Raw genomic sequence first — 12,765 nt, 5'->3', positions numbered from 1 at the left:
CTTGGTATTGCACGTCACCGTGTCGTCATGCCCCAGTCATGAGCACGACACGGCAACCCCTTCAAGGAGGAAGGCCCGATGGCCACCACCCCGATGCGCGACGGCCCCCCGCCCGCCGTCACCGATGAAGCACTCGCCGCCATGCACGACGACCCCCGCTTCGTCGACCTCAAACGACGCCTGTTCAGGTTCATCGTGCCCGCCACCATCGCGTTCCTCGCCTGGTACCTGCTCTACGTGATCCTCTCCGGATACGCCCGCGACTTCATGGGCACCGTCCTGTTCGGCAACATCAACATCGCGCTGGTGTTCGGCCTCCTCCAGTTCGCGTCCACCTTCGGCATCGCCTGGGCCTATTCCCGCTACACCGCACGCGAATACGACCCCAAGGCCGCAGCACTCCACGACGAACTCCACTACGGGGAGGAAGACGAATGAACCTCCTCGCACAGCAGACCGAAACCGGCCGCACCCTGACCTTCGTGCTCTTCCTCGTGATGGTCGCGGCCACCATCGCCATCACCATCTGGGCCAGGAACCACACCCGCGACGCCACCGACTTCCACTCCGGCGGACGCGGCTTCAAACCGTGGCAGAACGGCTTCGCGATCGCCTCCGACTACATGTCGGCCGCCTCCTTCCTCGGCATCGCCGGCATCATCGCGCTGTCCGGCTACGACGGCTTCCTCTACTCCATCGGATTCCTCGTCGCCTGGCTCGTCGCCCTCATGCTCGTCGCCGAACTCCTGCGCAACTCCGGCCGGTTCACCATGGCCGACGTCCTCTCCTTCCGGATGCGCCAACGCCCGGTCCGCACCGCCGCCGCCGTCTCCACCATGACGGTCTCGATCTTCTACCTGCTCGCCCAGATGGTCGGGGCCGGCGCGCTCATCGCACTCCTCCTCGGCATCAGGGAAGGCGAGACCTTCCTCGGCATGAGCGCCGAAGTCGCCTCCAATATGGGCATCGTCCTGGTCGGCCTGCTCATGATCGTCTACGTCGCACTCGGCGGCATGAAGGGCACCACCTGGGTCCAGATCGTCCAGGCCTGCGTCCTCCTCGGCGGCGCCGCGCTCCTCGCGCTCCTCGTCCTCACCGAATACGGCTTCAACGTCTCCAACCTCCTCGGCGACGCCGCCGAAGCCTCCGGGATCGGAGTCGGATTCCTCGAACCGGGACAGCGCTACGGCGTTGAAGTCCCGGGCGACGCGACACAGACGATGTGGAACAAGCTCGACCTCATCAGCCTCGGACTCGCGCTCGTCCTCGGCACCGCTGGCCTGCCCCACATCCTCATCCGCTTCTACACCGTCCCCGACGCCAAATCCGCCCGCAGGTCGGTCAACTGGGGCATCGGCCTCATCGGCTCGTTCTACCTGCTCACCCTGGTGCTCGGCTTCGGCGCCGCCGCCATGGTCGGCGCCCAGGCGATCACGGCCCAGAACCCGGCGGGGAACACGGCCGCGCCGCAGCTGGCCCAAGCGGTCGGCGACAGCGTCGGCGGCTCCACCATCGGCGCCGTCATGCTCGCGATCATCGCCTCCGCGGCGTTCGCGGCGATCCTCTCGACCGTCGCCGGCCTGGTGATCGCGTCCTCCTCCTCGCTCGCCCACGACCTGTACAACAGCGTCATCAGGCGCGGCACCGCCACCGACCGCGAGGAAGTCGTCGTCGCCAAGATCGCCGCGATCGGCGTCGGCATCGTCGCCATCGTCCTGGCCATCTACGCGCAAAGCCTCAACGTGGCCTTCCTGGTCGCGCTGGCCTTCGCCATCGCCGCCTCGGCGAACCTGCCCACGCTGCTGCTGAGCCTGTTCTGGAAGCGGTTCAACACCGCCGGAGCGGTAGCGGGCATCTACGGCGGCCTCATCGCCGCCGTGGGACTGGTGATCTTCTCGCCGGTCTTCTCCAGCACTCCCAATTCGCTGCTCGGCGAAGGGGTCGACATCGCCTGGTTCCCGATGTCGAACCCCGGCTTGGTGTCCATTCCGCTGGGGCTCATCTGCGCCGTGGTCGGCACGTGGATGTCCTCCGAATCGAGGCCGGACCGGTTCGCGACCCTCCAGGTGAGGGCCCTGACCGGCGCAGGCTCGGAGCGGTTTGTCAAACACTGAGCCCATCCAGGCGGGGAGGGCCAACCCTCGGCCCTCCCCGCACTTGTGTGTGCCCCAAGTTACAGTTGGCGAGTGATCGCCCGATCCCCTCACCAGCAGCTGCGCCGCCGCGGCTCCAACGCGGCGACACTCGCCGCGCTGCGACTCTCGCGGCAGGTCGGTGAGGCCCTCGCCGACGGGCTCGCCGGCAAACGCGCCGGCGAGGCCACCCGCCGCCTCGCCCGACTCCTCGGCGCCGACGCCGTCGCCCTCGCCGACTGCGACCGCGTCCTCACCGCGTGGGGCCGCCTCGACCCCGCCGCCACCTCCCAGATCCTCGCCGAGACGCTCGACGAACTCGAGACCGTCACCGATCCGCCCCTGCGAGCCGCGCCCCTCATCGTCTCCGGCGACCTCGCCGGGGCCCTCATCGTCGTCGGCGACGTCACCGACGCCGAACTTGCCGAGGCCGCCCACCTCGTCGCCACGGCCCTCGACCACGCCGACCTCGACCGCGCGCGCGAACGCATCGCCGCCGCCGACCTGCGCACGCTCCGCGCCCAGATCTCGCCCCATTTCATGCACAACGCCCTCGCCGCCATCTCCGCTCACACCCGCACCGACCCCGAACGCGCGCGCGAACTGCTCACGGACTTCTCCGACTACCTGCGCTACTCCTTCGCCGCCACCGGCGACTACGCCACCGTCGCCGACGAACTCCAAGCGGTCCAGACCTACCTCGAACTCCAGCGCGCCCGCTTCGACGACCGACTCGACATCACCGTCCAAATAGCGCCAGAAGTGCTCCCGGTCGCCATCCCCTTCCTCGTCGTGCAACCCATCGTCGAGAACGCCTTCCGCCACGGCTTCGAATCCAAGCCCGGCGTCGGGCACATCGCCGTCCGCGGCTTCTCCGAAGGTCCCCTGTGCGTCATCGAAGTCGAAGACGACGGCGCCGGCATGGACCCCGACCACGCCAAAGCCGTCCTCACCGGCAGCGAACAAGGCACCGGCGGCATCGGTCTGGCCAACGTCGACCGGCGCCTCAGGGCCGTCTACGGCCCCGAATACGGCCTCCTGCTCGACACCGCCCCCGGAGCCGGCACCAAGGCCACCGTCCGCATACCCCGCTACGCCCGAGGAGTCCTCGCCCAATGAAGCGCCTCCGCGTCCTCGTCGTCGAAGACGAGCCCTCCACCCGCACCGAACTCGCCGGCCGGCTCGCCGAGCACCCCAGCGTCGGCGACGTCGTCTGCGCTGACGGCGGCGACGAAGCGGTCCGCCTCCTCGGCTCGGGCACCTTCGACGCGGCCTTCCTCGACATCGCCATGCCCGGCATCAACGGCATGGACGTCGCCCGCATCCTCACCCGACTCTCCGAACCGCCCGCCATCGTCTTCGTCACCGCCTACGACAACCACGCCGTAGAGGCCTTCGGACTCGGCGCCGTCGACTACCTCCTCAAGCCCTTCCGCTCCGAACGCCTCGCCGAGGCCGTCGCCCGCATCGACCACCACCGCAGCGGACCCAACGCAGCGGGAGAGAAGGCCGACGACCTCGCCGTCGTCCAAGTCGAACTCGCCGGACGCACCGTCTTCATCCGCCGCGACGACATCGCCTACGCCGAAGCCCACGGCGACTACGTCCGGCTCCGCTCGGGGCGCGACTCGCACCTCCTGCGCCAGTCCCTCACCTACCTCGAACAGGTCTGGGACGCGGCCGGATTCGTCCGCGCCCACCGCTCCTACCTCGTCAACCTCGCCGCCGTCACCGAACTGCGCGTCACCTCCACCGCCGGGCTCGTCGCCGTGACCGACTCCGGCGAAGTGCCCGTCAGCCGCCGCCACTCCCGCCTCCTGCGTGAACGACTCCTCGAAGCCGCCCGCAGCAAGGACAGGAGCCGCCCATGACGCGCACGCCCGTCGCCGCTCCGCGCCGCCTCGCCCCCGCCCGGAGTCAACTCCGATGAATCAGCGGATCCGAGTCACCAGCCCCCAGACCCGCCTCGCCCTGCGACGACGGACCGACGCGATGCGGCGCGGCAGCCACCTGTCCGGCCGCCCGCCCCTCGCCTCCACCGCGATCGACATGGAGGCCGCCGAACGCGCCCTGCGCCGCCAGCGCCGCCTCGCCGCGCGCACCGCCGCCTCCCTGGGCCTCGCGCTCGCGGCCCTCCTCATCGCCGCCGCCCTCATCACCGGATCCGTCGGCTGGCTCGTCCTGTTCTTCGCGCCCTACCCGCTCCTGCTGGCCCTCGCGGCGATCCACGTGCGCCGCGCCGAACGCATCGAGGCGGACTCCTGATGCTCGGCCTGGCCTCCATCAGCCTGGTCCTCGTCGCGAGCGTCATCATCGGCGTCTGGGGCGTCAAGGCGGCACGGTCCACACCTGACTTCCTCGTCGCCTCCCGGCGCATCGTGCCCGGCTGGAACGCCATGGCCATCGCCGGCGAATACGTCTCCGCCGCCTCCGTCCTCGGTCTCGCGGGGCTCCTGGTCAAGAACGGCGTCGGCGCCATGTGGTACGCCGTCGGATTCACCGCCGGGTACGTCCTCGTCGCCGCTCTCGTCGCCGGCCCCATGCGCCGCAGCGGCGCCTACACCGTCCCCGACTTCGCCGAATACCGCCTCGGGTCGCCGCGCATCAGGCGCATGTGCGGCCTCGTCGTCCTGGTCATCATGCTGCTGTACCTCATCCCGCAGTTCAAGGCCGCCGGCGTCGTCCTCGAACTGGTCAGCGGCATCCCCTACTGGGTCGGCGTCGTCGGCTCCGGCCTCGTGGTCGCCTCGACCATCGCCGTCGGCGGCATGCGATCGGCCACCTACGTCCAGGCCTTCCACTACATGCTCAAACTCGTCTTCATCGCCGTGCCCGCGCTCTTCCTGATCTTCCTGGCCGGGCCCGAGCGGCGCGAGGCCGCGATCAACCCCGTAGACGTCGACGCCGAATGGATGCGCCCCCTGCTCGACCTCGACGGCTCCGGCCATCCCGTCCTCGCCACCGTCTCCGTCCTCGTCGCCACCACACTGGGCGCCATGGGGCTCCCGCACGTCGTCATGCGCTTCCACACCGTCGCCGGCGCGCGCGCCGCCCGCCGCGTCGCGGTCAGCGTCATCGTCCTCCTCGGGGTCTTCTACCTCTTCCCGGTCGTCTACGGACTCCTCGGCCGCGTCGTCGCCTCCGACCACGAAGAGACCGACGTGATCACCGTCCTGGTGCCCAGCCTGATCGCTCCCGGCACCGTCGGCGCCGTCCTCACGGCCCTGGTCGCGGCCGGCGCCTTCGCGGCGTTCCTGTCCACCTCCTCCGGTCTCCTGCTCGCCCTCGCCGGCGGGCTCTCACACGACCTGTTCGGCGGCTCCCTGCCCCGGTTGCGGCTGGGCGTCGCCGTGGGCACCGGCCTGGCCGTCACGCTCGCGCTGCCGGCCGCCGGCGTCGACATCAACGTCCTCGTCGGCTGGGCCTTCGCCGTCGCGGCCTCCACGTTCTGCCCGCTGCTGACCCTCGGCATCTGGTGGCGCGGCCTCACCGCGACCGGCGCGACCGTGGGCCTCCTCATCGGCGCCGGCTCCTCCACCGGCGCCGCCCTGACGTCGGTCTTCCTCGACGTGGAGCCGGGGGTCGCCTCGATCCTGCTCTCCCAGCCGGCGCTGTGGACGGTCCCGCTGGCGTTCGCCGCGATGATCCTCGCCTCCCGGCCCGCCGCGATCCCCGAATGGGCCGAGGAGTCCGTCCTGCGCCTGCACCTGCCCGGCCGCTACAGCGGCGCATCCCAGCCGTCGGCCCGGCCCGGCGCGCGCGCCGCGCAAAAAACGATCGACGCCCACGGCAAGGCCGACTAGCCTGACCGCCATGTACGGAAGTCCAGGCGGGTGCGCGTTCTGCGCGTCCGCCGTATGCATCGTTCGGCTGCGCGCAGAGGCCTAGGCCCTGCGAGCGCACTGACTCCGATCCCCGGCGCATCCGACCGGGGGCTTCTCCGACGGCCGACGGCCGTCCCTCCGCTGCGTCCTCGGCATGGGCCTAGGCGAATCACGCGTTCCCGATTCGTCTACTCCACTCGGAGGACACCCATGTCCCGCAACCGCTCCATGCCGCATGCCCACTCCAATCGGAAGCGGCTCTCACAGAACTTCCTCGCCGACGCCGCCACGGCCCGTATGATCGTGCGCGCCTCCGGGATCACCCGAGACGACCTCGTCGTCGAAGTCGGGCCCGGCGACGGCATGCTCACCCGCGCGCTCGTGGACTCGGCACGGCTCGTCCTCGCCTACGAAAAGGACCGCCGCTACGCCGAACGCCTGCGCAGGCGCTACGCCGACGACCCCAGGATCCGGTGCGCACACGCCGACTTCCGCGATCTCCGCGCACCACGCGAGCCCTTCGCGCTGGTCGCCAACGTCCCCTACAGCATCACGACCGACATCCTGCGCTGGTGCCTGGCGGCACGCTCCCTGCACTCGGCCACTCTCGTCACGCAACGCGAGTTCGCCCGCAAGCACACCGGCGACTTCGGCCGCTGGAGCAGGCTCGCGATACTCAACTGGCCCCAGGCGGCCCTCGAACTGGGGCCGCGCATCGGGCGCGGCGAGTTCACTCCGGTGCCGCGCGTGGACTCGGCGGTGCTGCACGTCAGGAGGCGGGTGGAGCCGCTGCTGTCCAGGGACGCGATGGGGGAGTACCGGCGCCTGGTGGAGCTGGGGTTCTCGGGCGTGGGAGGCTCGCTCGCGGCTTCACTGAAGCGCGCCCGGCCGGCGCGAGCCGTGGCGCGGGCGTGCGCGCAGGCGGGCATTGGGCGAGACGAGCCGGTCGGGTTCGTGTCGCCGGAGCGCTGGATCGAGCTGTTCCGGGCCTTGGATTGAAGGCGGGGCGGTGCGACCGGACTCCGGGAGCCGGCCCCTCGAGCGCAGGAGCGGACCGGGTGGGGACCGGTCGCTGTTCCGGGTCGACGGTCGGCGACCCCGACGGGACGGTCGCGCACCCGGCCCGTGGACGGCTGTCGTCTCAGATGGGGGTCCTCGGCGTTGCGGGCACGCGATACGGTGAGGACGCCGTATCGACACCCCTTTGGGAGCAGCGATGACCGAGTCCATGTGGGTCGAGCTGATCCGCGTCCTGCCCACCTTCCTCTGGCTGGGCTTCGCCGTCGCCGCACTCGTGATCGCCCAACGGGTCCTCACTCGCGAGTCCCACAGGATGACGAGGGTGGAGACGCCCTTCGTCTCGGTCTCGCTCGCCCAGGAAGCCATGGAGCAGGCCCAGATCCGCGGCGCCGAGCACCCCGACGCCGCCCCGCAGCCCTCGCGCGAGTACCCCTCCGACCGACACCTCGCCCCCTCGGTGCCTCGCCCCCAGGCCCCGGTCTCCTGGGACGCCGAAGAGCGCACGGGAGGATGGGATTACGAACCGGCCCTGCCGCAGGGCAAGCCGACCGCACCCGTTCCCGCCCTCCACGGGACGCAGACGAGCACCGAGACCGCCGATCCCGAAACCGAAGTCGAAGAGTCCGACCAGGACACCGAGCCATCGGTCCCTTACGAGCCGCGCCCTCCGGAGACACCGCAGATCCCCTCCCAGCACGGCGGGCCGGGCAGCGCCCCCTATGGCCCGCACTCGGCCCCGCAGCCCGACTCGAAACCGAGCCTCCCCTCCAACGCGAGCTACTGGCCGCCCGCCTCGCCGCCCATCCGCACCGCTACGCCCGACGCTCAGCGCGAGCGCGGCCTCCGGGCCGCGACACGGCTCGCGCTCTCGACCGACCTGCTCCGGGGCGGCGCGATCATGTGGGTCGACGACCACCACGAGTGGAACGAGTCGCTGGTGCGCCTCTTCCGCACCGCGGGCATCAGGGTCGACACCGTGGCCACCACCGACGAGGCCATGCGCGCCATGTCCGTCGCGCCCTACGACCTCGTCGTCACCGACATGCGCCGCGACAACGAGTCCGCGGGGGACTCGGCGGGCATGGACCTGCTCGACCGGATGGTCCGCGACGGCATCCCCACGCCCGCGATCTTCTTCAGCAGCCATCCCAATGCGAGCGCGGCGATCCATCCCCGCGCCGTCACTGCCACCAACAGTCCCGAGGACCTCGTCAACTACGTCATCGACATCGTCGGGCACCGCCGCAACAAGGCCGGCGAGGGCAAACTCGTGCAGCTGCCCTGGACCCGCCGCTGACGACGCCGCCGCGAGCCGCTCGGGCACCGGGGCGGCCACGCGCTGCTCCCGCCAGTGCCGACCGCCCAGCAGGTGCGCACGGCCGCCGACGCCCTGCGCGTGCCGTCCGATCCCACGCGCCTCAAGCTCATGTGGGCGCTGCTCCAGGGCGAGGAGGGGCGAACAGGCGCTCTCGCACGCCGTCCACGCCACCGGACGGCCGAGAGCGAGGATCAGCCCCCGGAAACGTCCTGGAGTTAATCGCTTGCCAAGCGAGTGGGGGCTCGGCCGGGGGCACGTCACCCTGGTCACCCAGGAACACCACGTCTTCACCGCCACGCTGCGCGAGAACCTCGCCCTGGCCAAACGCGACAGCACCGACGAGGAACTGCGCGACGCGCTGGCGACCGTCGGCGCCGCCTGGGCCGACGACCTCGACGCCGGGCTCGGCGGCACCGCTCGCGAGCTCGACGCCGCCTCCGCCCAGCAGATCGCCTTGGCGCGCATCGTCCTCGCCGACCCGGACGTGGTCATCCTCGACGAGGCCACCGCCATGCTCGACCCGAGCGCCGCCCGCGACACCGAACGCGCGCTTGCCGCCGTCCTCGAAGGGCGCACTGTGATAGGGATCGCGCACCGGCTCCACACCGCCCACGACGCCGACCGCATCGCCGTCATCGAGGACGGCCGCGTCGCCGAGCCGGGCGGCCACGATGAGCTGCTCGCGCGCGACGGCTCCTACGCGCGACTGTGGCGCAGCTGGCACGGAACGGCGACCGGGAAGGAGACTTAATCGATTGCCCTATGTCGGAGGCTTACTTTACGGTCGACCAGTGAGGTTCCTCCGTGCTCCCGAACTCCCGCTCGAAGACCCCCAGTCGCCAGACGGCTCGCGGGGCGCCTCAGCGAACCCGGCTCCGACCACGCCGTGGAAGTACTTCGTCTGGCTCGCCACGCGCCGTAAAGGACTGGCGATCTCGGCGCTGTTCGCCTCCGCGATCGCCCTCGGCTCGCTGCCGGTCCTGCCGTACTTCCTGACCGGCGCCGTCGACTACGGCCTCGCCCAGCGCGACTGGGGCAGCCTCGCCGCCTGGTGCGCCGCACTGGTCCTCGCCGGCTTCGCCACCGCGGCCGCCATCGTCTGGTCGCACCGCCTCACCGTCTACTGGCGCATGGACGCCGCCTACCGCACCCTCCAGCTCGCCACCGTCAAGGTCAACCGGCTCGGCGACGACCTGCGCCGCAAGGTCACCACCGGCGAGGTCGTCTCGGTCGGCGCCACCGACATCCGCCGCATCGCCGAAGGCGTCGACTCGCTGTCCCCGCTCGTGGGCTGCCTCGTCGGCCTCGTGGCCGTCGGCATCCTGCTGTTCAACACCTCGGTCTCCTTGGGCCTGACGATCTTCGCCGGAGTCTTCGCCGTCGGCATCATCACCGGGCCCGTCCTCACCCGCCTCCAGGCGCGCCAAGAGACCTACCGCGACCGCATCGGCGACATCACCGACCGCGCCTCCGACATCGTCTCCGGGCTCCGCGTCCTGCGCGGCATCGGCGGCGAGCACCGCTTCAGCGCGTCCTACCGGCGCGACTCCGAACAACTGCGCAAGGCCGGCTACAAGGTCGCCGGGCCCATCGCCTGGCTCAACGCCCTCGGCGAGGGCACCCCGGCGATCCTCCTCGGCGTCGTCGTCTGGATCTCCGGACGCCTCGTCGCCTCCGGCGACATCAGCCCCGGCCAAATGGTCTCCGCCTTCGGCTACACCGGGGCGCTCCTGCTGCCCGTCCACTGGCTCATCGGCGTCTCATACCGCATCATCGAGGCCCGCGTCGCGTCCGGCAAGGTCTGCAAGCTCCTCAACGTCCCGCTCCCCGCCCAGCCCGAGACGGCGCTCGCCGGCCCGGAGACCGGCGCCGACCTCCATGACCCCGAGTCCGGGCTCACCGTCGAAGGCGGTGAACTGCTCGCCGTCGCCTCGGCCGACGCCGACCGCATCGCCGACGTCTTCGACCGCCTCGGCGGCTACACCGACACCGAGGCCCGCTACGGCGACGTGCCCGTCGCCGGCATGGACCGCGACGAGCTGCGCCGGCGCGTCCTCGTCGCCGAACACGACGCCTACCTGTTCGCCGGCACCCTCGCCGAGGTCATCGCCGCCCGCGACGGCGCCGACCGGATCGAGAAGGCCATCGACGCCGCCTCGGCGGCCGACATCGTCGAGGCCCTGCCCGACGGCCTCGACACCGAGGTGGACAACCAGATCCGCACCCTCTCCGGCGGCCAGCGCCAACGCCTGCGCCTCGCCCGCGCCATCGCCGCCGACCCCGAGACGCTGCTGCTCCACGAGCCGACCTCCGCGGTCGACTCCCACACCGAGGCCCGCATCGTCGAACGCCTCGCCGCCGCCCGCTCCGGCAAGGCCACCGCCGTCGCCACCACCTCGCCGCTGTGGCTCGGCCGCGCCGACCGGGTCGCGTTCCTGCGCGACGGGAAAGTCGTCGCCGTCGGGACCCACCACGAGCTGAGCGATCAGCGCCCCGACTACCGCGCCCTCGTCTCCCGGGAGAACTCATGAGCACCCCGACCCCGGCCCGCACCGCACCCGCCCCGACCGACGGACAACTGCCCGTCGCCGGGCCGAAGGACGTCCGCCGCGCCTTCTTCCGGCTGCTGCTCTCCGAGAAGCGCCGCGTCGCCGTCGCCATCTCCCTCCACGTCGCCGGCGCCGGCGCCGAGGTGGCGGCGCCCCTGCTGCTCGGCGAGATCATCGACGACCTCGGCGCCGGCGGCTCCGCCGCGGGCGTCGACCGGCTCGCGCTCGGCATCGGCGCCGCCGTGATCGCCCTCGTCGTCTTCACCTGGGCGGGCACCTACGTCTCCCACCGCCTGGGGGAGCGACTCTCGGCGCGCATGCGCGAGCAGTTCGTCGACCGGTGCCTGCGCCTGCCCATGCCCGTGGTCGAACAGGCCGGCTCCGGCGACCTCATGACCCGCTCCTCGGCCGACGTGCCCGAGGTCGGCGGTCTGTTCCGCGACGGCGTCCCGCAGATCACCGTCTCCCTGCTCAAAGTCCTCGTCTACTTCGGCGCGATGATGTGGGTCCACCCGCTGCTCGGCCTGTGCATGCTCGTGGTCGTCCCGCCGATCACCATCGGCACCCGCTGGTACCTCAGGCGCGCCCGCCGCGGCTATCTGTGGGAGCGCGAGGCCGAGTCGAAGATCGGCGACACCATCGGCGCCTCCGCCGACGGCGCCCGCACCACCGAGGCCTATCGGCTCGCCGGCCAGCGCCGCCGCGCCGGAGACGAGACCGTCGCCGGACACTGGCAGGCCAGCCGGTACACCCTGTTCCTGCGCAGCGTCTTCTTCCCGTTCCTCGACGGCTCGTACGCGCTGCCCACCGCCGCGGTCCTGCTCGTCGGCGGCGCCTTCTACTTCGAAGGCTCGGTCACCATCGGCATGGTCGCCAGTTGCGCCGTGCTCACCCGCCAGATCATGTTCCCCATCGACAACCTCCTGATGTGGGTCGAGCGCATCCAGCGCGGCTTCGCGGCGCTGGCCCGCGTCGAAGGCGTCGCCGAGGCCGAGGACGCCGGCTCTGGCGCCACCGACCGGCGGCCCGTCGACGGCACGGTCACGCTGCACGACGTCCGCTACGCCTACCCGACCGGCAGCGACGTCCTCCACGGCGTGAGCCTCACCGTCCCGGCCGGTCAGCGCCTCGCCGTCGTCGGGCCCTCCGGGGCCGGCAAGTCGACGCTGGCACGCCTGATCTCCGGGGCGGACGTCCCGCGCGAAGGCGAGGTCGCCATCGGCGGCGTCAATGTCGCGGCGCTCCCGCTCGACGAGCGGCGCAAGCGCGTCACCCTGGTCACCCAGGAGCACCACGTGTTCACCGCGACCTTGCGCGACAACCTGATCCTCGCCAAGGCCGACGCGGCCGACGCCGAACTGGAGTCGGCGCTGGCGTCGGTCGGGGCGGACTGGGCGTTCGACCTGCCCGATGGGCTCGACACGCAACTGGGCGGCACCGCACGGGAGCTCGACGCGGCCTCGGCGCAGCAGATCGCGTTGGCCCGCATCATCTTGGCCAACCCGGACGTGGTCATCCTCGATGAGGCCACGGCGATGCTCGACCCGCGCGCCGCGCGCGACACCGAGCGCGCGCTCGGCGCGGTCCTGGAGGACCGCACCGTCATCGCGATCGCGCACCGGCTCCAGACCGCCCACGACGCCGACCGGATCGCCGTCATCGAGCGGGGCGTGGTCGCCGAGCTGGGCAGCCACGACGAGCTCATCGCCCGTGACGGGCACTACGCCGATCTTTGGAGGGCCTGGCATGGCGAGCGTGCGAGCCATAAATCGGCTCGGCATGGCGAGCGTGCGAGCCATACATTGGCGCGGGATGGCGAGATTGCGAGCCATGAGTCGGCTCGGGACGGTGAGCGAGTCGCTCCTGGGCTCGCTCCGGATGCCGGCGTCGCGTCTTCTGGCTGACACGAAATCGGGCCCCAG

At 71.4% G+C, this 12,765-nt stretch carries 11 protein-coding genes and 1 pseudogene; all 12 read left to right on the top strand.

Going from position 1 to position 12,765, the window contains the following annotated elements; translation table 11 throughout:
• The first annotated feature begins 78 nt into the window (after positions 1-78).
• The 12 genes and pseudogenes from ACYVK3_RS13450 (at position 79) to ACYVK3_RS13395 (ending at position 12,747) form a co-directional block, all read left to right on the top strand.
• A complete protein-coding gene (locus tag ACYVK3_RS13450) occupies positions 79-438 on the top strand; it encodes a DUF485 domain-containing protein (protein ID WP_460497836.1) in 360 nt (119 codons plus the stop codon).
• Positions 435-2,114 carry a solute symporter family protein gene (locus tag ACYVK3_RS13445; RefSeq protein ID WP_460497835.1) on the top strand — a complete coding sequence of 560 codons (1,680 nt, stop codon included), beginning with the start codon at positions 435-437 and terminating at the stop codon, positions 2,112-2,114. The genes ACYVK3_RS13450 and ACYVK3_RS13445 overlap by 4 nt, the downstream gene beginning before the upstream one ends.
• A gap of 138 nt (positions 2,115-2,252) precedes the next feature.
• The gene (locus ACYVK3_RS13440; protein WP_460497868.1) at positions 2,253-3,251 is read left to right on the top strand and encodes a sensor histidine kinase; all 999 of its coding nucleotides are present in this window, start codon (positions 2,253-2,255) and stop codon (positions 3,249-3,251) included.
• On the top strand, positions 3,248-4,003 hold the full coding sequence (locus ACYVK3_RS13435; RefSeq protein WP_460497834.1) for a LytR/AlgR family response regulator transcription factor: 756 nt from the start codon (positions 3,248-3,250) through the stop codon (positions 4,001-4,003). Before ACYVK3_RS13440 ends, ACYVK3_RS13435 begins: the two co-directional genes overlap by 4 nt.
• A gap of 55 nt (positions 4,004-4,058) precedes the next feature.
• A complete protein-coding gene (locus tag ACYVK3_RS13430; protein WP_460497833.1) occupies positions 4,059-4,397 on the top strand; it encodes a hypothetical protein in 339 nt (112 codons plus the stop codon).
• Positions 4,397-5,935, top strand: a complete 1,539-nt coding sequence (locus ACYVK3_RS13425) for a sodium/solute symporter (protein WP_460497832.1) — start codon at positions 4,397-4,399, stop codon at positions 5,933-5,935. Before ACYVK3_RS13430 ends, ACYVK3_RS13425 begins: the two co-directional genes overlap by 1 nt.
• Positions 5,936-6,166: 231 nt before the next feature.
• Positions 6,167-6,955: a ribosomal RNA small subunit methyltransferase A gene (gene erm / locus ACYVK3_RS13420; protein ID WP_460497831.1), complete on the top strand. Its 789-nt coding sequence runs from the start codon at positions 6,167-6,169 to the stop codon at positions 6,953-6,955.
• A gap of 217 nt (positions 6,956-7,172) precedes the next feature.
• A complete protein-coding gene (locus tag ACYVK3_RS13415) occupies positions 7,173-8,273 on the top strand; it encodes a DNA-binding transcriptional response regulator (protein ID WP_460497830.1) in 1,101 nt (366 codons plus the stop codon).
• 54 nt (positions 8,274-8,327) lie between these two features.
• On the top strand, positions 8,328-8,513 hold the full coding sequence (locus ACYVK3_RS13410) for a hypothetical protein (RefSeq protein WP_460497829.1): 186 nt from the start codon (positions 8,328-8,330) through the stop codon (positions 8,511-8,513).
• Positions 8,514-8,541: 28 nt separating this feature from the next.
• Positions 8,542-9,045 (top strand): annotated as a pseudogene (locus ACYVK3_RS13405) (ATP-binding cassette domain-containing protein); the annotation flags it as partial.
• Between the two features lie 40 nt (positions 9,046-9,085).
• Positions 9,086-10,825 (top strand): ABC transporter ATP-binding protein, encoded by a 1,740-nt coding sequence (locus tag ACYVK3_RS13400; RefSeq protein WP_460497828.1) that lies wholly within the window; start codon positions 9,086-9,088, stop codon positions 10,823-10,825.
• A complete protein-coding gene (locus ACYVK3_RS13395; RefSeq protein ID WP_460497827.1) occupies positions 10,822-12,747 on the top strand; it encodes an ABC transporter ATP-binding protein in 1,926 nt (641 codons plus the stop codon). The genes ACYVK3_RS13400 and ACYVK3_RS13395 overlap by 4 nt, the downstream gene beginning before the upstream one ends.
• The last annotated feature ends 18 nt before the right edge of the window (positions 12,748-12,765 follow it).

It is taken from the genome of Glycomyces tarimensis (assembly GCF_054776215.1).
The sequence above is the reverse complement of the archived record's forward strand: the minus strand, read 5'-3'. Positions and strand labels throughout refer to the sequence as shown.